Source organism: Sphingomonas sp. BL-S-25 (assembly GCF_055521555.1).
Genome location: NZ_CM145486.1, coordinates 3182170 through 3201637, shown reverse-complemented (window position 1 = coordinate 3201637; position 19468 = coordinate 3182170). Strand labels below are relative to the sequence as shown.

Annotated in this window: 18 protein-coding genes; 10 read left to right on the top strand and 8 right to left on the bottom strand. The window is 65.7% G+C overall.

Annotated elements, in window-relative coordinates; all coding sequences use genetic code 11:
• Window positions 1–3: 3 nt before the first annotated feature.
• From ACZ1H8_RS15460 to ACZ1H8_RS15450, 3 genes are all read left to right on the top strand, one after another.
• The gene (locus tag ACZ1H8_RS15460; protein WP_465178070.1) at window positions 4–933 is read left to right on the top strand and encodes a dioxygenase family protein; all 930 of its coding nucleotides are present in this window, start codon (window positions 4–6) and stop codon (window positions 931–933) included.
• Between the two features lie 237 nt (window positions 934–1170).
• On the top strand, window positions 1171–2358 hold the full coding sequence (locus ACZ1H8_RS15455; RefSeq protein ID WP_465178069.1) for a nucleotidyltransferase domain-containing protein: 1188 nt from the start codon (window positions 1171–1173) through the stop codon (window positions 2356–2358).
• Window positions 2355–3620 (top strand): MFS transporter, encoded by a 1266-nt coding sequence (locus tag ACZ1H8_RS15450; RefSeq protein WP_465178068.1) that lies wholly within the window; start codon window positions 2355–2357, stop codon window positions 3618–3620. The genes ACZ1H8_RS15455 and ACZ1H8_RS15450 overlap by 4 nt, the downstream gene beginning before the upstream one ends.
• A gap of 13 nt (window positions 3621–3633) precedes the next feature.
• Here the strand turns inward: ACZ1H8_RS15450 and ACZ1H8_RS15445 are convergent, their stop codons facing one another.
• From ACZ1H8_RS15445 to ACZ1H8_RS15430, 4 genes are all read right to left on the bottom strand, one after another.
• Window positions 3634–4020: a response regulator gene (locus ACZ1H8_RS15445; protein ID WP_465178067.1), complete on the bottom strand. Its 387-nt coding sequence runs from the start codon at window positions 4018–4020 to the stop codon at window positions 3634–3636.
• Window positions 4021–4082: 62 nt separating this feature from the next.
• The gene (locus ACZ1H8_RS15440; RefSeq protein WP_465178066.1) at window positions 4083–6542 is read right to left on the bottom strand and encodes a sensor histidine kinase; all 2460 of its coding nucleotides are present in this window, start codon (window positions 6540–6542) and stop codon (window positions 4083–4085) included.
• Between the two features lie 61 nt (window positions 6543–6603).
• Complete coding sequence (locus tag ACZ1H8_RS15435; protein WP_465178065.1) at window positions 6604–7965, bottom strand: EAL domain-containing protein; 1362 nt, start codon at window positions 7963–7965, stop codon at window positions 6604–6606.
• A gap of 38 nt (window positions 7966–8003) precedes the next feature.
• Complete coding sequence (locus ACZ1H8_RS15430) at window positions 8004–8222, bottom strand: hypothetical protein (RefSeq protein WP_465178064.1); 219 nt, start codon at window positions 8220–8222, stop codon at window positions 8004–8006.
• A gap of 227 nt (window positions 8223–8449) precedes the next feature.
• Here ACZ1H8_RS15430 and ACZ1H8_RS15425 point away from each other — a divergent pair, with 227 nt between their 5' ends.
• Window positions 8450–9763, top strand: coding sequence for a UDP-glucose dehydrogenase family protein (locus ACZ1H8_RS15425; RefSeq protein WP_465178063.1), 1314 nt, complete (start codon window positions 8450–8452; stop codon window positions 9761–9763).
• 56 nt (window positions 9764–9819) lie between these two features.
• Here ACZ1H8_RS15425 and rfbB read toward each other — a convergent pair whose 3' ends face one another.
• Window positions 9820–10863: a dTDP-glucose 4,6-dehydratase gene (rfbB, locus tag ACZ1H8_RS15420; RefSeq protein WP_465178062.1), complete on the bottom strand. Its 1044-nt coding sequence runs from the start codon at window positions 10861–10863 to the stop codon at window positions 9820–9822.
• Window positions 10864–11154: 291 nt separating this feature from the next.
• Here rfbB and ACZ1H8_RS15415 point away from each other — a divergent pair, with 291 nt between their 5' ends.
• Window positions 11155–12105 (top strand): Gfo/Idh/MocA family oxidoreductase, encoded by a 951-nt coding sequence (locus ACZ1H8_RS15415; RefSeq protein WP_465178061.1) that lies wholly within the window; start codon window positions 11155–11157, stop codon window positions 12103–12105.
• A gap of 126 nt (window positions 12106–12231) precedes the next feature.
• Here ACZ1H8_RS15415 and ACZ1H8_RS15410 read toward each other — a convergent pair whose 3' ends face one another.
• Window positions 12232–12546 carry a hypothetical protein gene (locus ACZ1H8_RS15410; protein WP_465178060.1) on the bottom strand — a complete coding sequence of 105 codons (315 nt, stop codon included), beginning with the start codon at window positions 12544–12546 and terminating at the stop codon, window positions 12232–12234.
• A gap of 273 nt (window positions 12547–12819) precedes the next feature.
• On the opposite strand from ACZ1H8_RS15410, the gene ACZ1H8_RS15405 reads away from it, so the two are divergent.
• On the top strand, window positions 12820–13461 hold the full coding sequence (locus tag ACZ1H8_RS15405; RefSeq protein ID WP_465178059.1) for a hypothetical protein: 642 nt from the start codon (window positions 12820–12822) through the stop codon (window positions 13459–13461).
• Between the two features lie 14 nt (window positions 13462–13475).
• Here ACZ1H8_RS15405 and ACZ1H8_RS15400 read toward each other — a convergent pair whose 3' ends face one another.
• Complete coding sequence (locus ACZ1H8_RS15400; RefSeq protein ID WP_465178058.1) at window positions 13476–14153, bottom strand: hypothetical protein; 678 nt, start codon at window positions 14151–14153, stop codon at window positions 13476–13478.
• A 320-nt stretch (window positions 14154–14473) separates the two neighbouring features.
• Here ACZ1H8_RS15400 and ACZ1H8_RS15395 point away from each other — a divergent pair, with 320 nt between their 5' ends.
• Together ACZ1H8_RS15395 and ACZ1H8_RS15390 are read left to right on the top strand one after the other, a co-directional pair.
• Window positions 14474–16618, top strand: a complete 2145-nt coding sequence (locus ACZ1H8_RS15395) for a PAS domain-containing sensor histidine kinase (RefSeq protein ID WP_465178057.1) — start codon at window positions 14474–14476, stop codon at window positions 16616–16618.
• Window positions 16615–16968 (top strand): response regulator, encoded by a 354-nt coding sequence (locus ACZ1H8_RS15390; protein ID WP_465178056.1) that lies wholly within the window; start codon window positions 16615–16617, stop codon window positions 16966–16968. Before ACZ1H8_RS15395 ends, ACZ1H8_RS15390 begins: the two co-directional genes overlap by 4 nt.
• 18 nt (window positions 16969–16986) lie before the next feature.
• Here ACZ1H8_RS15390 and ACZ1H8_RS15385 read toward each other — a convergent pair whose 3' ends face one another.
• Window positions 16987–17562 carry an FMN-dependent NADH-azoreductase gene (locus ACZ1H8_RS15385; protein WP_465178055.1) on the bottom strand — a complete coding sequence of 192 codons (576 nt, stop codon included), beginning with the start codon at window positions 17560–17562 and terminating at the stop codon, window positions 16987–16989.
• 88 nt (window positions 17563–17650) lie between these two features.
• Between ACZ1H8_RS15385 and ACZ1H8_RS15380 the strand changes: the two genes are divergently transcribed.
• Window positions 17651–18034 (top strand): winged helix-turn-helix transcriptional regulator, encoded by a 384-nt coding sequence (locus ACZ1H8_RS15380; RefSeq protein ID WP_465178054.1) that lies wholly within the window; start codon window positions 17651–17653, stop codon window positions 18032–18034.
• Window positions 18035–18186: 152 nt separating this feature from the next.
• A complete protein-coding gene (locus ACZ1H8_RS15375) occupies window positions 18187–19434 on the top strand; it encodes a glycoside hydrolase family 27 protein (protein ID WP_465178053.1) in 1248 nt (415 codons plus the stop codon).
• Window positions 19435–19468: the final 34 nt, after the last annotated feature.

Sequence of the window (19468 nt, the reverse complement as noted above, 5' to 3'; positions counted from 1 at the left end):
CCGATGCATTTCGGCCGCCAGACGGTGCTCAGCAACGAAAGCGGAAAGCGGCAGATGGATCTACACGACCCCGGACTTGCACAGGACCTGAAGGCATTTGCCGCCCTGGCGAGCCGCCGGCGGGCGCTTGGCTGGTTCGCAGGCACGGGCACCGCGATGTTGCTGTCGGGCTGCGACGGCGGCACGGAGGCCAGCACCGGGACCATCGTCACCGCAACGCCTACGCCCACGCCGACGCCGACCCCGACGGCGACCGCGACGCCCGTCACCTCGAGCTGCGTCGCCGACCCTGCGGAAACCAACGGCCCCTACCCTGCCGACGGAACCAACACCTCCAGCGGCGCGACCAGCAACGTCCTGACCGCGAGCGGCGTGGTGCGAAGCGACATCCGGTCGAGCTTCGTCGGCAGTTCGACCGCGACGGCGCCGGGCGTCCAGCTCACGCTGACGCTGAGCGTCGTGGACGTGAACGCTGCCTGCGCCGCGCTGGCCGGGTTCGCCGTCTATATCTGGCACTGCGACCGCGACGGCAAATACTCGCTGTACGACCTGCCGGCCGAAAGCTGGCTGCGCGGGGTCGGCGTGACCGACAGCAACGGCCAGGTGACCTTCACCACCATCTTCCCCGGCTGCTATTCGGGACGTTGGCCGCACATCCATTTCGAGGTCTTTTCCAGCCTCTCATCTGCGACCGGGGGACGCTACGCCACGCTGGTGTCGCAATTGGCCATGCCATCTACGGCGTGTGCAACCGTCTATGCGGGGGCGAGCGGGTATAGCAGCAGCGCAACCAATCTGGCCGGGGTGACGATCCCGAGCGACAATGTGTTCGGGGACAACAGCGCGGCACAGATCGCGCAGCAGACGCCAACGCTCAGCGGATCCGTCGCCGAGGGCTATACCGGAACCGCCATTATCGGAATTGCGCGATGACGCGCTGAACGCATTGCCGCGTCCCGCCGTGCCGGGACGTGGGGCGCATCGGCTCGCGGCCTTCTCCCCCTCGTTGGGGCCGCGAACGAGGCGCTGGGGAGGGTCCGCTTCGTCAATTCTGTGCCCCCTTGGACCGAAGCAGGCTCTCCCCCTTTTCCTTTCCCGAGGCGCGGGCATGCAGGCCATCGATGCCACCGCGGCTATCCGGCCAGCCGCCCGCTGATATAAGGGCCCGCAATGGCGCCCTCCCCCGATCATCCGAGCCCCGAATTCCGCTTCGTGTGCGCCGCCTGCCGCTGGCCGCGGGTGACGCGCGATCCCGCAGTGCAGGCGGCCGCTTCGGTACCGCTCGACTGGCCCCGCGTCGCGCAGATCGTCAACCGTCACCGGGTGTGGGGACTGGTGGCGGACGCGGTGCGCAGCGCCCGGATCGCACCGCCGCTGGAGATCGACCGCCTGTTCGCCGAGCGCGGCGGTCAGATCGCGCGGCGGAACCTGGGCGCCACCGCCGAGACCCGCCGGCTCGGCCGGATGTTGGACGCAGCCGGGATCGACTGGATCACCTTCAAGGGCCTGCCCATGGCGATCCAGGCCTATGGCACGCTCAGCGTGAAATCGGCCAACGACATCGACATCCTGGTCGGCCGCAAGGACATCGCCCGCACCGCCGAACTGCTGCGCGACGCGGGCTATATCCGCTTCAGCCCCGGCCCCGAAGTGGCGGACGACCAGGTCGCCGCCTGGATGGAATTTTCCAAGGAGACCGGATGGCGGCATCCCGGCTCCGGGCTGATCGTCGAACTGCACGGCCGGCTTCTGCAGAACCCTGCGCTATTGCCCGATGCTGTACTCGAGTCGCCGCGCAAGCAGATGACGATCGCGCCGGGCATCGTCGTGCCGACGCTGGGCGACGAACTGCTGTTCCCCTATCTGTTCGCGCACGGCGCCCATCATGGCTGGTTCCGCCTGAAATGGCTGGCGGACATGGCGGCGTTGCTGGGCAATGACGCTGCCGGCCCCGAGGCGCGCTATCGCGACGCGCAGCGTCATGGCGTGGGCCGCTGCGCCGCCCAGGGCCTGGTGCTGATGCACGAATGGCTGGGCCTCGACCTGTCGCCGGAGTTCGCCGCCGAGTTGCGACGCGACCGCGCACATCGCCGGCTGGTCCGCGTCGCCAAGAATTGCCTGGCAGGCGAGTTCGAGGCGACCGAACATGCGAGCCCGACTGCCCGGACGATGCTGCCGGTGCTGATGTCGGGGCTGATGCTGCGCCCTGAGATCGGCTACAAGCTGAGCGAACTGGGATCGCTGGCGGCCAATCCGGCCGACCGTGCGACGGGACGGCTGCCCAAGGGGCTGGGGTTCCTCTACCCCGTGCTGGGCGGCGTGCGATGGAGCGGGCGGATGCTGGGGCTGAAGGCATGATCGAGGCGCGGCGGGTCAAATCGATCTTGGGCGGCTCGGCCGGCAATCTGGTCGAATGGTATGACTGGTATGCCTATGCCGCCTTCACGCTATATTTCGCCCCGCACTTCTTTCCCAAGGGCGACCAGACCACCCAGTTGCTGAACACCGCCGCGGTGTTCGCGGTCGGCTTCCTGATGCGGCCGATCGGCGGTTGGCTGATGGGCATTTACGGCGACCGCCATGGCCGCAAGGCGGGGCTGACGCTGTCGGTCACGTTGATGTGCGCCGGATCGATGATCATTGCGCTGACGCCCGGTTACGAGACGATCGGGGTGGCGGCACCGACCCTGCTGGTGATCGCGCGGCTGATGCAGGGCCTGTCGGTCGGCGGCGAATATGGCGCGAGCGCGACCTATCTGTCCGAGATGGCGGGCAAGAACCATCGCGGCTTCTTCTCCAGTTTCCAATATGTGACGCTGATCTCGGGCCAGCTCGTCGCGCTGCTCGTGCTGCTGGTGCTGCAGAATGTGATGAGCGAGGCCGCGCTCGATTCCTGGGGCTGGCGGATCCCCTTCGCGATCGGCGGCGTACTCGCGGTGATCGTCTTCTGGCTGCGTCGCGGCCTGGCCGAGACCGAGAGTTTCGAGCGCAAGGGCAAGGCAAGGTCGAGCTTCGGCGCACTGATCACCCAGCATCCGCGCGAGGCGGCATTGGTCATGCTGCTGACCGCGGGCGGCACGCTCGCCTTCTATGCCTATTCGATCTATCTCCAGAAATTCCTGGTCAACACCTCTGGCTTCGACCGCGCGACCGCGTCGCAGATCAACGCAGCGGCATTGTTCGCGTTCATGCTGATCCAGCCGCTGGGCGGCGCCCTTTCCGACCGGATCGGGCGCAAGCCGCTGATGGTCGGCTTCGGCGTGCTGGGGGTGCTGGCGACCTATCCGATCTTCGTCACGCTCGAGACGGTGGATGACCCGATGATCGCCTTCGCGCTGATGCTGGGCGCGCTGGTCATCGTCACCGGCTACACCTCGATCAATGCAGTGGTGAAGGCCGAGATGTTCCCCGCGCATATCCGCACGCTGGGCGTCGCCCTGCCCTACGCCGTCGCCAATGCGATCTTCGGCGGCACCGCCGAATATGTCGCGCTGCAGTTCAAGGACTGGGGCTGGGAACGCGGCTTCTACTGGTACGTCACCGCGATGATCGGCGTGTCGTTGATCACCTATCTGCGGATGCGCGACACCCGTAAACACTCGCAGATCCTGGAGGACTGAGCGGCCCCGCGCGTCAGGCGATCAGCCCGCTGCCCTTTGCCGCGAGCACCCGGCCGATCGAGTCGAACAGCGCGTCCATCGCCACCGGCTTGAACAGCACGTCATCGGCACCCGCGACCATGCAGCGTTCGCGCAGATCGGCGCCGGTGTCGGCGGTGACGACGATCACCGGCAGTTGGCCTTTTTCGTCGTCTCGGGCCCGGATGTGGCGGATCGCCTCGATCCCGTCCATCCCCGGCATGCGCAGGTCCATCAGGACGACGTCGAACTGCTCATATTCGATCCGCGCCAGTCCTTCCTCGGCGATCGAGGCTTCCGCCATCGTCGCGCCGGCCACGTCGAGCATGTCCTTCACGACCCGGCGATTCATCGGATCGTCCTCGATGAAGAGGATATTCATTCACGGTGCCCCTTTGGGGTCTGACAGTTTGATGCGACCTTCATTCGCGGCCCGCTATCGTCTCAAGCCGCCCGCGAAACAAGCTTTCCCGCCCGCAGGCGACAGGAATTTTCACCCTCCGATGCCACGATCGCCGCGATCAGATCCGGCCCGGACACAGGTTTTTCAATGACTTGATCAACATTGCTATTGCGAACCAGAATCTCCAGCTCTGATGTTGGCCTCGCCCAGAGCACCACGACACGGGCTTCCGCGACCGACGCTGCGGCTGTCATCGATGCCAGTGCCGCGGGAACATCGCCGGTGCCGGCTTTCAGGATCGCCTCGTCGATCAGCAGATGCGTCGCGCCGCCTTCCCCCAGAGCTGCGATCGCCTCATCGGCGGTCGTCAGGAAGCGGACGGCGCCGAACCGCGGCTGGAGCACCGCACGCAGCAACGCCCGGGCGATCGGGTTGCGATCCAGCACCAGTACCGTGCCGCCCCCTGTGTCGGGCGCGGGAGTCGACGGAGCCTCGGCCAGCGCCAGCGGAAGATCGACGGTGAAGACCGACCCGGCGCCGTCGCCGTCATCGACACGGATGTCGCCGCCCAGCGCGCGAGCAAGATTGCGGCAGATGGTAAGGCCCAATCCGGTGCCCCCGAAGCGGCGGGTCGTCCCAGAATCCGCCTGACGGAAAGACTCGAAAATCTCCTCTCGCTTTCCCGCGGGAATGCCGATCCCGGTGTCGGCGACGATGATGTGCAGGCGCGCGTCTCCGCCCTCGCCCTTGGCCAGCACACGCAGCGACACCCCGCCCCGCTCGGTAAACTTGATGGCGTTCGAGAGCAGGTTGAAGATCACCTGCCGCAGGCGTGACGCGTCGCTCTCGATCCACTGTGGTGCAGCGTCGACGTCGAGATCGAAGGACAGCCCCTTGGCGCGCGCCTGCTCCGCCCAGATCCTGGTCACGTCGCGGCACATCGCGGCCAGGTCCATCGGGGCCGCCTCGATCGACAGATTCCCGGTCTCCATCTTCGCGACATCCAGGATGTCGTCGACCAGGCTGCGCATGGTCATTCCGGCGTCGTGCACGACCCCGATCCGCTCGCGCGTCTGCCCCGCCACGCTTGCGTCGCGCAGCATGACCTGCGTCATGCCGAGGATTCCGTTCAGCGGCGTGCGGATCTCGTGGCTGGTCGTCGCCAGAAACTCGGTCTTTGCCTTGAGCGCCTTCTCCAGCGCCTCGTTGGTCTGGTTCAGCACGATATTGGCAGCGCGAACCTGATTACGGCTGCGACGGATGGACAGCAGCGCGACCGCCAGCGTGATCAGGAGCACCAGCGCGCCGACACCGATCGACAGGAACAGGGTGCGCTGGAACTCGGCCGCACGGGTCGCCTGATCGGCGCGCAGCGTCGCGATCTGCGTTTCCTTGTTGGCGTAGTTGAACTGGGCAGCGGCAAGCGCAGTGCTCGCGTTCGTGGCAACCGTGGCGGCCTCGTCGGTCAGCCGGCGCAGCGCCTCGAGGTGACGCAGCGATTGCCGCATCTCGCCGTTTTCGCGGTAGATCTGATAGGCATAGAGGTGGGCCGTCCTGAAATCCCCGGTGGTCCGGGTCACGTCGACCCCGGCGAAGCGCTGGCGGATCAGGCGGGCGGCCCGCGCATGATCGCCGCGCATATAGGCGAGCCGCGCCGCGGTCACGAGCAGCGTGCCTCGGACGCTCTGGCCATCCGCCCCCCGGACCAGGGCGAAGCCGCGGGCAAGCGTCGTGCGGGCCTCATCTAGCCGACCGGCCTCGACCTGGTTGCGCGCGATATTGCCGAGGATTCGCGCCTCGAGCGGCTGGTTGCCCTGCGCGCGCGCGATCGTGAGCGCGCGCTCATATTCGCGCTGCGCCTCGTCATAGCGGTCGAGTTCGATCAGGACGTTGCCACGACTGTTGTGCAACGTCAGCGACAGTGCCGGGTCGCCTGAATAGAGCTCGGCCGCCCAGCGATAATAGCGCTCGGCGCTCGCATGATCATTGGCGGCGAGGTACAGGCCCGCGATATAATGATAGGCGAGCGCCTGGCTGCGCGCTTCCTTAAGCGCCTCGAAGATGCGGAAGGCGCGCTGGTAGCTGGCGAGCGCCTGCGCAGCCCGGCCGTCGTCCATCTGCAGCGATCCTAGCGACAGCAGCAGGTCTCCGCGCAGCTTGATCGGTTCCGGGATCGACGCGATGTCGGTCAGCGTCTGGGCAATGATCGGACGGGCCAGCACGATCTGGTTCAGCCGAAGATAGGCCTCGCTGGTCAGCCAGCGTGCGGTGGCGATCGCAAGCGTGCGCTCGCGACCTTCCGGGAGCCGGCGCGCCAGCATCTCGGCCGAAGCGGCAAGCCGCAATCCCTGCGCCGGGTTAGCGACCATGGTCGACCGAGCACGGTCCAGAGTGATTTCGACCGGGGCGCGCGGCGATACCATCTGGGCGACTGCAGGGGCAGTCGACGCCAGCGCGACGCTCAGTGCCAGCGCGGCAAAAAGGGATCGGATGGCCCGCATCTCGTCACTCCTGACAGATGGGGATTAAGACAGGCCTAATGACCGGGTAAGGATTTACGGCTCAGGCGCGCTTCCAGAAGCTCTCCGGGCGCACGAAGGTCGGGCTGCCATACGCCCCTTCAAAGAGGGAATTGTCTTCCAGGAACTTGCTGAATGCGTCGAAGCCGAGCGGGCGCGAGATGAGGAATCCCTGCACCATGTCGCACCCCATCACCGTGAGGAGAGCGAGCGCAGACGGGGTCTCGACCCCTTCCGCGACGACTTCCATTTCGAGTGCGTGCGCCAGATCGATCGTCGAGCGGACGATCAGGGGATCGCGATTGCTGCTGGTCAACTGCATCACGAACATCTTGTCGATCTTCAGCTCCTTCGCGGGGAGCTTTTTCAGATAAGCAAGCGACGACAGTCCGGCACCGTAATCGTCGATCGCCAGGGTGACCCCGATATCGGCGAAGCGCTGGAGATGGCGGATCGCGCTGTCCGGATCGCGGATCACCGCGGTCTCGGTAATTTCGAAACCGATGCGCGCGGCGCCGTCGCCGACGATACCGCATGCGGCCTCGACAAAGTCGGTATCGGCGAGGAGCAGCCCGGAAATATTGATGAACAGCGTCAGGTCATGCCCTTCGGCGGACAGGCGTTTCTGGTCGGCTATGACCTGTCGCAGGGTCCATAGGGTCAGCGCCGCGATCTCGCCCGCCTGCTCCGCAACCGCAATGAAGTCCCCCGGCAGGATCAGGCCCCGCTCGGGATGCTGCCACCGCACCAGAGCCTCGGCGCTGGCGATCTCGCGGCGGCGGACATGGACCTTGGGCTGATATTGCAGGAAGATCTGCCCGTCCGCCATTGCCGCGGGCAGTTCGCGCATCAGGGTCAACCGGTCGAACGCGAGATCGAGCCGCGCCAGGTCGAGCACGACCGTGCGCCGTTCGGCAAGCGCCTGCTCCAGCGCCGATTCAGCCGCCTCGGCCAGTCGCACCTCGTCGCAGTCGATCGCCGGGCGGACCGCCAGACCGATGCCCAGATCGACCTTGTACGCCTCGCCGTCCAGGATCAGCGGTTGCTGGAACCGCCGGCGAACGGCATCGACATGATCGGCCGCGGTCTGCAGGCTCTCGCGCTCGAAGCTCAATTCGACGGTCGCGCGCCCGGCGATAGCGATCCGCATGTCGGGGAACAGGTCGGCGATTCGCTCGGCAACGTCGCGAATCAGAGCGTCCGTGCGCGGCCTCCCGAGGTGACGGCGCAGCGTCGCGAAATTCTCGATCTGGCAAAGCGCGAGCGCCCTGCTGAACCGTTCGGCGGCATAGCGGGCCGGAAACTCGGGCGGCACGCCATCGGTCGATTGCGCAGCGGGTCGCTGTCCGTCCGAAGGCGGAAATGCGTCGTTGGCGGACGCGGGGGGCTCGCACGATGCCGACATCTCGGCGCCCGGATAGTCCGGGAGTCGTGAAAGAAGGCTTAAACGCGCCGCAATGACGTCATCGGCTCGTCGCGCAACGGCCGTTGCTCCGATTGCCTGATGGTTAAAATCTTATTAACGATCCCGGTGCGCGCTCTGCGCACGATGGGAGAATCACCGTGACCTTCTTGTTCAACCTGCTTTTCCGCGACGGTGCCGGCGGCGATCAGATTCGCCCGCTGTAAGACGAGATCAGTCTTCCGGACCGGCAGCGCCACGCTCGTACAGCGATCGTGCCGAAGGCTGGTCCGGACGCGTTCAGAGCCGCGGGCGCGCCTGCGGCTTTTTAATTCCAGGTCTGAAGCGGTTACGGTCGTCGCTTTTCCGGGTGAGCCGACAGAATAAGCTCGCCACGCAACTGCCATGATCTTGTCTTAGGCTCTCGATAGGGTAGATGCTGAGCCGTCTGCTCGACAAAACTCATCACAATGTAGGGGGATTTGCATTGCGTATCGCGATGATCGGCACCGGCTATGTCGGACTCGTTTCGGGAGCCTGCTTTTCCGATTTCGGACATGAAGTCGTCTGCGTCGACAAGGATGCGCGCAAGATCGAGCTGCTGCATCAGAATGTGATGCCGATCTACGAGCCCGGCCTCGCCGAACTCGTCGCATCGAACGTGAAGGCTGGCCGCCTGTCATTCACCACCGATCTCGCCGAAGGGGTAAAGGACGCGGACGCCGTGTTCATCGCCGTCGGCACGCCCAGCCGCCGCGGCGACGGTCACGCCGACCTCTCCTATGTCTTCGCCGCCGCCGAGGAAATCGCGCACGCGCTGACCAAGCCGAGCGTCATCGTCACCAAGTCGACCGTCCCGGTCGGCACGGGAGACGAGGTCGAGCGCATCATCGCGAAGATCGCCCCGCAAAGCGGCGCCAAGGTCGTTTCCAATCCGGAATTCCTGCGCGAAGGCGCCGCGATCGAGGACTTCAAACGTCCCGACCGCGTGGTCGTCGGCACCGACGACGAGGACGCGCGCGAGGTCATGCGCGCCATCTATCGTCCGCTGTCGCTCAACCAGAACGCCCCCGTCCTGTTCGTCGGCCGCCGCACGTCCGAGCTGATCAAATACGCCGCCAACGCCTTCCTGGCGGTGAAGATCACCTTCATCAACGAGATTGCGGACCTGTGCGAACAGGTCGGTGCGAACGTCCAGGAAGTGTCGCGCGGCATCGGCATGGACAACCGCATCGGCTCGAAGTTCCTCCATGCCGGTCCCGGCTATGGCGGCTCGTGCTTCCCTAAGGACACGCTGGCGCTGATGAAGACCGCCGACGACAATGATACGCCGCTGCGTATCGTCGAGGCGACCGTCCAGGTGAACGACGCCCGCAAGCGCGCCATGGGTCGCAAGGTCATCAAGGCGATGGGCGGCGACGTGCGCGGCAAGACCGTCGCGATCCTCGGCCTGACCTTCAAGCCCAACACCGACGATATGCGCGACGCCCCCAGCCTCGCCGTGATCCAGGCGCTGCAGGACGCGGGCGCGACGGTGAAGGCCTATGATCCCGAAGGCGTGGAACAGGCCAGCAAGATGCTGACCAATGTCGAGTTCACCGACAGCCCCTATGTCGCAGCCGACGGCGCCGACGCGCTCGTGATCGTCACCGAATGGGACGAGTTCCGCGCGCTCGATTTGGGCCGCATGGCGAAGATCCTGAAGGCGCCGCTGCTCGTCGATCTGCGCAACATCTATCCGATCGAGGAAGCCAAGCGCGCCGGCCTGACCCTCGTCGGGATCGGCCGCGGCGCGGCGTAATCGGGATCGGCCGGGACCGGATGGCGCCCGCCGCCATCCGATCCCCGACTCCCCTGCTACCGCGTCCCGAGCCGCTGCCCATCATAGCGCGACGCGCGGATCGGGGCCCACCAGTCGCGATTTGCGAGATACCAGTCGACCGTCGCCGCCAGACCGGTTTCGAACCGCTCGACTTGTGACCATCGCAGCTCGCGCTCGATCTTGCCGGAATCGATCGCATAGCGACGGTCGTGCCCCGGCCGGTCGCCGACGAACTCGATCAGGTCGCGGTGTCCGCGCTCTCCGGTGCGGTCGTCGATCAGCGCACAGATCGCCTCGACTACCTGCAGATTGGATCGCTCGGCACGCCCGCCGACCAGATAGGTCTCTCCGACCGCTCCCCTGTCGGCGATCAGAAGCAGCGCGCGGGCGTGATCCTCGACGTGCAGCCAGTCGCGGACATTCGAACCGTCACTATAGACGGGCAGTCGCCGGCCCTCGATCGCATTGAGGATCGTGAGCGGAATCAGCTTCTCCGGAAATTGCCACGGCCCGTAATTGTTCGAGCAGTTCGAGAGCAGCACCGGCAGACCATGGGTGCGTCCCCAGGCGCGCACGAAATGGTCGCTGGCTGCCTTCGACGCCGAATAGGGCGAAGAGGGGTCGTATCCGCTCGCTTCGGTGAAGACGCTGCCATCGAAGGGCAGATCGCCAAAGACCTCGTCGGTCGAAATGTGATGGAAGCGGAAATTGCGCGCGCCGCCCTCGCCCCGCCAATAATCGAGCGCGACCTCGAGCAGGCGCACGGTGCCGACGACGTTCGTCTCGATAAAGGCGGCCGGACTGTCGATCGATCGGTCGACATGCGTTTCCGCCGCCAGGTGCATGATCGTCTCGACCCGCTCCTCGCGCAACAGCTGCGCAACCAGCGCCGCATCGGCGATATCGCCATGCACGAAGCGATAGTGCGGCGATCCGTCCAGCATCGCGACCGCGGCCGGATTGCCGGCATAGGTCAGCGAATCGAGATTGATCACCCGCCGACCCTGCGCGACGAGCAGCCGGCAGACAGCCGACCCGATAAAGCCCGCGCCCCCGGTGACCAGGATCGCGTCAGCCACGCCGAGCCTCCTTGCGCCCCGACATCTTCGCTATGGCCGGAGGCTTCCACGGCCTTCTCTTGGAGTCATCGCGCTTCTCGGCGCGCGGGCGTCTGCAGACGATCATCGTACCCATCTACACGCACCGCAAGAACTGCCCAATCGCCAGCGTCGCATGGCGCGAGAGCCGTGGGCGGGGCCGCTCGCACCGTCCGCCCGGCGCATCGCTCACGGGAAATCGCGAAGGTGGCGACAGCCGGTTGCAGCGGCCCTCGCCCCCGCCTAAAGCCGGCCCGCGAGCGAGGGACAAACATGAAGAATTTCGCGTTGATCGGTGCAGCGGGCTATATCGCGCCGCGCCACATGACGGCCGTGCGGGACACCGGCAACCGCATCGCCGTTGCCTATGACGTCAACGACAGCGTCGGTATCATCGACAGCTATTTCCCCGATGCGGACTTCTTCACCGAGTTCGAGCGGTTCGACCGGCACATCTACAACCTCACCCGCGGCCCCGCCGGCCAGGCGATCGACTATATGTCGATCTGCTCGCCCAATTATCTTCACGACGCGCATTGCCGCTTCGCGATGCGCAGCGGCGCCGACGCGATCTGCGAGAAGCCGATCGTCCTGAACCCGTGGAATCTCGACGGCCTGCTCGAGATGGAGCAGGCGACCGGCCAGCGCGTCCACACCATCCTTCAGCTGCGCCTGCATCCGGCGATCGTCGCGCTGCGCGAAAAGGTGCTGGCCGGCCCGCGCGACACCAAGCATGAGGTCGACCTGACCTACATCACCTCGCGCGGCCACTGGTACATGCAGTCGTGGAAGGCTGACGTCTCCAAGTCGGGCGGCATCGCTACCAATATCGGCGTCCATTTCTTCGACATGCTGCACTTCATCTTCGGCGATCTGCAGTCGAACGAGGTCCATTGGCACGACGCCGCCCATGCCGCGGGCTATCTCGAATATGAGCATGCCCGGGTCCGCTGGTTCATGTCGATCGATATCGACGACGTTCCCGCCGAGGCGCGCAACCGCGGTCAGCGCACCTGGCGATCGATCACCGTCGATGGCGACGAGATCGAGTTCTCGGGCGGCTTCACCGACCTGCACACCCGGTCCTACGAGGAAATCCTCGCCGGCCGCAGCTTCGGTCTCGAGACCAACCGGACCGCAGTCGAGGCGGTGGCGAATATCCGAAGCGCTGCGGTTGTCCCGAACGCGTCGGTCGAACACCCCTTCGTCGCCCGGCTGCGCTGAGCAGTCCCCTAAATTAAAATGGTCGCATCAATTTGCGGCCAGCCTAGACACTTAGATCTCGACCGGGGTGTCATTAATTGTTCACCCCGGCGTTCTTGACGCCGGGGTGAACAGCCGAAACTGGTATCACCAGGGCATGTCGGGAGACACGCCGCATCCGCTCTGGCCCGCCCAGATCATGCAGATGGGCCCTTCGTACCACATCCAGACACGATTGGCAGGATCGCTCGGCGCATCGCCCGGGTCAGGGCAATTGTTGTTGGTCTGCGTATCGAAACACTGATTGGGAGTTGCATAACCCAGTTGAGCGTAGCTCTGCACACAATATTGAGCGACGCTCTTGCAGGTTTCGGGACTTAGCTGATCGTCCGCTCGCGCGGTCGAGGCGAGAGCAAACATTGACAGGATAGCCAGATTTGCCTTCAGCGCTATTCGAGACATTCTCACTCCTTCCTCGTTGAGACGTCGAATTAGGGTAGAACGCGCGTCTCGGAGTCAACATGAATTGATTCCAAATCCGAATGAAACTCTATGAACATCAAGCTGTTGGCACACGATGCTGAGACCTGTAGAATTTAGCGAAGCTGACATTCGGCGCCCCATGGATAGAATATGCTTCACGCTCTTCTCATCGCGATGACGTCGCATCACGAACACCCACCCGCCCCGACAAGTCCGGTCGCGATCGTCTCTCTGGTCGCCCACGACAACGGCATGACCTGTACGCGTGACGGCCGCTGGTGCGTATCGCTGGTCCCCGTCGAGGATGGCGCGCGTCCCGTCGTTCGCGCCGGCGGCGGCCGTGCTGCCACAACCGCCGATCGCAAGGGCGAGGACGGGACATCCTCGGTCTGGCCCCGGCTCGTCATCCTCGGCGACGGTCGCTTCTTGGCCGGTGTCCAGACCGACTTTAGCACCGGCTATTCGGGCGGGGGCGGCAACGCGACCCAGGTCCAGCTCTATGAGGTCGTCCTCGGCAAGCCGGGCGGCCGCGCCGTTCTCGATCAACCGATCCGCGCCTCGCTGATCATTCGTGCCTGCTTCAGCGAGAAGGACAGCGCGAAGCGCCTGGATGCCTGCCACGACGAATATGGCTTCTCCGCGCGGATCGGGATCGTCCCGGGCAGCACCGGGCGGCTGCCGATCCTTTCCTACACCACCAGCGCCTGGGCCTTTCCGCGCGGCGCCTCGCGCTCCAGCGACTCCACCACTCGCCCGCCGCTGCGCAAGCGCGATCTCGTCCGCGAGGCCGATCCGAAATGCAGCTTCACCCGGCGCTTCACCTATGACACGGCAACGGGCAGCTATCGTCCCGACCAGCCCCTGCCGGCCTGCGGCGACTATACCGAGCTCTGATCCACCCCGACGGTTCAGCCCGCCGGCAGGATCTTCTTCCAGCGTGCATCGAGCTGGGTCTGGCCGGACCCGCTCTTGATCCGCGACACCAGCGACAGGCCGCGCAGCGTCACCGTGTGACCGCTCAGGAACTTGCCCGAAATCGAATAGCCGATGTCGTAAAGCGCGACATCTTCATGCGGCTCGCCATTCACCACGAAGCGGGTGGTGATCACCACCGGCAGCCGCTCGTCGCCCCGGCTGTCGTCCGGCAGCTTGGCCGCGTTGCGTGCCTTTTGCAGCGCGCTCTCGAACCACGACGCCTCGATGCGGGGCTCCCCGGTCGTCTCGGCGGCCGACACCTCCAACGCGGAGGGAAACAGGATCTTCTGGCTCTGAACCGACTGGTCCTCCGACGCCGGTTTCAGCTCGAGCGCCCGCTTGCCGCTCTCGCTGGCCGTCAGGACGAGCGTTGCCGCCTTGGCCGAGGCACGCTGCGCATCCGCCTCCTTGATCGCCTTTGTCTCGCCGCGCTCCGCCCAGTTGTTGTACAGCGTCAGGCCGGAGATGATGACCGCCACCACCGCCAGGATCTCGCCCAGCGTGATCCAGCGCCGCCGGATGGCTGCGGACTCGGCCGCATCGGCCCGGGCCTGGGCATTGGACTCGGGCGATCCGGTGTCGCCGCCGGGAGCTGAAGGGGGAGTCGTCACGCCGGCGGTTCCATCACCTGAAGCGATGGCCGTCAAGCGATAGCGATCCGCGACCGGCTGGACTCTCGCGCACCGTTTGATTGCGTGCCTGCGTAGTTCCACGGACTCAACCGCAAGGCCCATGCAGAATAGGGTGAAGACGGGCTCGTTTTCTCCCTTTACGGGCCCAGCGCGCGGACAGTGCGCACGCCGCTTCCCTTCGCCCGGGGAGCGGCAGCAGGGGCAAGCCGGAGTCGCACTCGATCCCCGCGGCTTCGGCTTGTACCCGTCAACAGGATAGGTTGTTGATTCGTCGCAACTTCCGGCTAGGCTCCGCGCGAATGTCAGTGCCGGGGACCCCAATCGAACCATTGCCGACGGGCGAGGATGAGTTCCGCCTGATCGCGGACAGCGCACCGGTCGCGGTATGGGTCACCCGACTCAATCGCCAGCGTAGCTTCGTCAACCGCGCCTATGTCGACTTTGTCGGCGTTCCGTACGAAGAGGCCCTGACTTTCGACTGGCGCAACATCATTCATCCCGACGATGCAGCCCGACTGCTGCAGGAATCGATCGCGGGCGAGGCCAGCCTGCAAACCTTCTCGCTCGTCGGCCGCTATCGACGCGCCGACGGCAGCTGGCGCTGGCTTCACTCCACCTCATCCCCGCGCTGGGATGCCGAGGGACGCCATATCGGCTTCATTGGCACCGCGCACGACGTCACCGAAGCCAAGGAAGCCGAACTCGCGCTGCGCGACCGCGAGGCCCAATTGTCCGCCTATATCAGCCAGTCGACCGCAGGCTTCGCGCAGGTCGATCTCGACGGGCGCTTTACGCTGGTCAACGACCGTTTCTGCGAGATCATCGGCTTCAGCCGCGACGCACTGATGGGTCGCACGATGCTGTCGATCACCCATCCGGACGACGTCGCTCGCAACACCCGACTGTTCGAGCGCGCGGTAGCCGACGGCACGCCATATACCCATGAAAAGCGCTATATCCGCAGGGATGGCGGGATCGTCTGGGTCAACAATACCGTCTCGGTCATTCGCCGGCCGGACGGCGAACCGTTCGGTGTGCTCGCGGTCGTACTCGACGTCACCCAGCGCCGCGCGCACGAGGAGGCGCTGCGCAAGGGCGAGGAAACGCTCCGCCTCGCGGTCGAGGGCGCCGGCATGGCGATCTGGGAGCTCGATCTGTCGACCATGCAGGGGCAATGGTCGACCAACCGGTTCGACCTGCTCGGCCTGCCGCGCACGCCCGACCTGAGCGGCACGGTAGAGGACTGGATCGACCGGATCGTAGTCGAGGACCGCGCCACCGCGCGCAACGCGCTCCAGCGCTGCATCGAGACCGGCGAGCGCTATACGATCGAATATCGCATCCGCCGCGCCGATACCGGTGAGGAACGCTGGCTGCGCAGCCATGGCAGCCGCGTCGACTATGGCGACGACCGTCCCAGCCGGTTTGTCGGCATCTCGTTCGACGTGACCGAGCGCAAGCATGCCGAGGAGGAACTGCGCGAGAGCGAGCAGCGATTCCGCACCATCTTCGAGGAGGCCAACGACTTCCTCATCACGACCACACTCGACAATCGAATCACCAGTGTGAACCCCGCCGTTCTCTCTGCGCTCGGCTATTCGCTCGACGAAGTGCTCGGCCGCTCGATCGGCGATTTCATGACGCCCGACCAGTTCGAGATCAGCATGGATGCGTTCGACCGCAAGCTGCGCCTTGGCGGCTCGACGCGACTGACGCTCAGGGTGCGCGCGAAGAATGGCGAGGAGCGGATCTGGGAGATCAACTCGCGCCTGACAATGGACGATCAGGGCCGACCCGAGGCGCTGCACGCGATCGGGCGCGACATGACCGAGGCCAAGCGTGCGGAGGCGCATCAGCGGCTGCTGATCGACGAGCTCAACCACCGGGTGAAGAACACCCTCGCCATCGTCCAGGGCATCGTCCAGCAGACGTTCAAGGCGGACGCCGATCCGGTGCTGGCGCGCGCCGCGTTCGAGGGTCGGCTCGCCGCGCTGTCCGAGGCGCACAACCTGCTGACGCGCGAGCATTGGGGCCCGGTATCGATCGCGCGCATCATCCATGACGCCGCCGCGCCGCATGGCGGGGAAAGCGGCCGGTTCGAGCTGGAGGGCCCCGACCTCACCATCGCGCCCAAGACCGCGATCAGCCTTGCGCTCGCGATCCACGAGCTTGCGACCAATGCCGTGAAGCACGGCGCGCTGTCTGTGCCGGAAGGGCGGATCGGCATCAGCTGGACCACAAGCGACGGCCCCGATCCGCGGCTTCGTCTGACCTGGACCGAACGCGATGGCCCCGCAGTTTCCACGCCGAAGGGACGCGGTTTCGGCACCCGCATGATCGAGCGCGGCCTTGCCGCCGAACTTGGTGGGAAGGTGTCGATCGACTTCGCACCCACGGGCCTTGTCTGCACCGTCGATGCGCCGCTGCCGGAGCGCGAGTCATGACCGCACTCGAGGGGCTCCGCGTCCTGGTGGTCGAGGACGAGCCGATCGTCGCCATGTGCCTCGAGGATATTCTCGAGGCGCTTGGCTGCGTGACGATCGGTCCGGCCGCGCGCCTGGCCGAGGGACTGGAACTGGCGCAGGCAGGCGGCCTCGACGCCGCGATCCTCGACATCAATCTGGGCAGCGAGCGCAGCACCGCGATCGCCGCACTGCTGCGCGACCTCGCCGTCCCTTTCGCCTTTGCCAGCGGCTATGGTGCCGTGCCCGAGGGGTTCGAAAGCCAGGCGCTGATCGAGAAACCCTATCGCGGCCACGATATCGAGGCGGCACTTGCCCAACTGATCGGGTGACCGCCCCGGCGGTGCGGCTCAGGCAGCGACCGCGCCCGCCACGTCATTGGCCTGCTGCAGTGCCGCCGACACCGCCGCGTCGCGAACCTCCTCGCCCAGCGCCAGCCCTTCGGCGATCACGAATTCGGGATGGGTTATGCCGATGAAGGCGAGCACGCCGCGCAGATAGGTCTCGGCATGTTCCAGCGGCGCGGCCGGACTGCCGGGCGTGTAGATGCCACCGCGGGCAAGCGCGACGATCACCCGCTTTCCGCCGGCCAGTCCTTCCGGACCGCCCTCCCCGTAGCGAAAGGTCCGCCCCGGAATCAGGATCCGGTCGATCCAGGCCTTCAGCTGGGTCGGGATGGTGAAATTATACAGGCCGGTGCCGATCACGACGATATCGGCATCCACGAACTCGCTGGCGATCGCGTCCGCCTCGCCGCCGGCCAGGTCACCCGGCAGCAGGTGTCCGATCGGATCGGCGACCAGGTCGCGGCGGATCAGGGTCAGGTCGGGCCGGTCGGACAACAGACGCTCGACAATGGCTGCGGAAATGGCGCGGCTGGCAGAACGATCGCCCTGGATGCCGGCATCGATATGGAGAAGCTTCATTGGTTCACCCGGTCAATATTGTTGACCAGGACCATCTATGAGACCACCTAGAGTCCGCCAAGAACGCATATTTTCAGGACCAGGTCATATGAATGTGCCCAGCCAGCCGATGACGGCACATGTCGATTGTCGCGGGGTCAGCGAGATCCTCGGCAGGATCGGCGACAAATGGACCGTGCTCGTGGTCATGTCGCTGAACGAACAGCCGCGCCGCTTCAACGACATCAAGCGCCGCGTCGGCGGCATCTCGCAACAGATGCTGACCCGCACGCTCAAGATGCTGGAACGCGACGGCATGGTCGCCCGCGACGTGCGCGACACCACTCCGCCCCAGGTCGAATATCGGTTGACCGAACTGGGCCGCTCGCTCGCCGATCCTGTCAATCAGCTTGGCGCCTGGGCCAATGCGAACCTGGCCGCGATCAACGGCAACCGCACCAAATACGACATGCGCAACGCCGAGGCCGGCTGAGCGCGCGGGCGCTACGGCCTGCCTGTCCCCCGCGCTGCCGGATCATTGCCGGCGTCAACGTCCCGCATCGGCTCTGGTCTGATAAATACGCTCTTGCGGGCGGCGGGCCGATCTATAGGGTCGCGCCGAAATCAATTTCCGGGGAGCGGACGATGGCGAAGCAAATGGCCTGGCGGCGGGTGGCATGGGTTGCGGGACTTGCGGGCGCGCTGATCGCGACCTCCGTCGCCTCTGCCCAGGACGCGGTTCCCGCACCCGATCCCAATACGATCCGCCCGTCGCAGGATCCCAACCGGACCGCCAACGGGCTGGCCAGGACGCCCCCCATGGGATGGAACAGCTGGAACAAGTTCGGCTGCAACATCAACGAGAAGATCGTCCGCGACGTCGCCGATGCGATGGTCCGGACGGGCATGCGCAATGCCGGCTACAGCTATGTCGTGATCGACGATTGCTGGCACGGCGTGCGCGATGCCAATGGCTTCATCACCGCCGACCCGGTCAAGTTCCCTTCGGGCATCAAGGCGCTGGCCGACTATGTCCATTCGCGCGGGCTGAAGTTCGGTATCTATTCGGACGCGGGGCGCAAGACCTGCGGCGGCCGTCCGGGCAGCCAGGGACATGAGTTTCAGGACGCGCTGACCTATGCGCGCTGGGGCGTCGACTATCTCAAATATGACTGGTGCAACACCGGCACCCGCAACGCCGAGGAAGCCTATGCGCTGATGTCCGACGCGCTGCGCTCGACCGGCCGCGACATCGTCTTCTCGCTGTGCGAATGGGGCAACAACCAGCCCTGGCTGTGGGGCAGCAAGATCGGCAATCTGTGGCGCATCTCGGGCGACATTACCGACAAGTGGGAGGGCAAATACGGCCATAGCTGGGGGATGCTCAACATCCTCGACATGGCCGAGCCGCTCTGGCCCTATGCCGGCCCCGGCCACTGGAACGACCCCGACATGCTCGAGGTCGGCAATGGCGGGATGAGCGATGCGCAATATCGCTCGCACTTCTCGCTGTGGGCGCTGATGGCCGCCCCGCTGATCGCGGGCAACGACATCGCCAATATGGATGAGGCGACCCGCAACATCCTGCTCAACCGCGAGATCATCGCGGTCAACCAGGACGCGCTGGGCGTCCAGGGCCGCCGCGTCTCGCGCGACGGCAACCGCGAGGTCTGGGTCAAGCCGCTCAGCGGCGGCGGCCGCGCCGTCATCCTGTTCAACCGCGGTGACGCCGAAGAGGCCATCGCGGTCGACTGGGAAGCGCTCGGCTACCCCGCGAGCCTGAAGGCCCGCATCCGCGACCTGTGGCAGCACCGCGACCTGAAGCCCGCGGCCGGCCGCTTCTCCGCGACCGTGCCGGCGCACGGGGTGGTGATGGTGAAGGTCCAGCCCTGATCCGGCGAACCTGACAATGGGGCGCCGCTCGCCG

Bases quoted from the DNA above. Each gene is read 5' to 3' on its own strand.
- ACZ1H8_RS15460 (WP_465178070.1), top strand. From the start codon at position 4: ATGCATTTCGGCCGCCAGACGGTGCTCAGCAACGAAAGCGGAAAGCGG.
- ACZ1H8_RS15455 (WP_465178069.1), top strand. From the start codon at position 1,171: ATGGCGCCCTCCCCCGATCATCCGAGCCCCGAATTCCGCTTCGTGTGC.
- ACZ1H8_RS15450 (WP_465178068.1), top strand. From the start codon at position 2,355: ATGATCGAGGCGCGGCGGGTCAAATCGATCTTGGGCGGCTCGGCCGGC.
- ACZ1H8_RS15445 (WP_465178067.1), bottom strand. From the start codon at position 4,020: ATGAATATCCTCTTCATCGAGGACGATCCGATGAATCGCCGGGTCGTG.
- ACZ1H8_RS15440 (WP_465178066.1), bottom strand. From the start codon at position 6,542: ATGCGGGCCATCCGATCCCTTTTTGCCGCGCTGGCACTGAGCGTCGCG.
- ACZ1H8_RS15435 (WP_465178065.1), bottom strand. From the start codon at position 7,965: ATGTCGGCATCGTGCGAGCCCCCCGCGTCCGCCAACGACGCATTTCCG.
- ACZ1H8_RS15415 (WP_465178061.1), top strand. From the start codon at position 11,155: ATGAAGAATTTCGCGTTGATCGGTGCAGCGGGCTATATCGCGCCGCGC.
- ACZ1H8_RS15410 (WP_465178060.1), bottom strand. From the start codon at position 12,546: ATGTCTCGAATAGCGCTGAAGGCAAATCTGGCTATCCTGTCAATGTTT.
- ACZ1H8_RS15405 (WP_465178059.1), top strand. From the start codon at position 12,820: ATGACCTGTACGCGTGACGGCCGCTGGTGCGTATCGCTGGTCCCCGTC.
- ACZ1H8_RS15395 (WP_465178057.1), top strand. From the start codon at position 14,474: ATGTCAGTGCCGGGGACCCCAATCGAACCATTGCCGACGGGCGAGGAT.
- ACZ1H8_RS15390 (WP_465178056.1), top strand. From the start codon at position 16,615: ATGACCGCACTCGAGGGGCTCCGCGTCCTGGTGGTCGAGGACGAGCCG.
- ACZ1H8_RS15385 (WP_465178055.1), bottom strand. From the start codon at position 17,562: ATGAAGCTTCTCCATATCGATGCCGGCATCCAGGGCGATCGTTCTGCC.
- ACZ1H8_RS15380 (WP_465178054.1), top strand. From the start codon at position 17,651: ATGAATGTGCCCAGCCAGCCGATGACGGCACATGTCGATTGTCGCGGG.
- ACZ1H8_RS15375 (WP_465178053.1), top strand. From the start codon at position 18,187: ATGGCGAAGCAAATGGCCTGGCGGCGGGTGGCATGGGTTGCGGGACTT.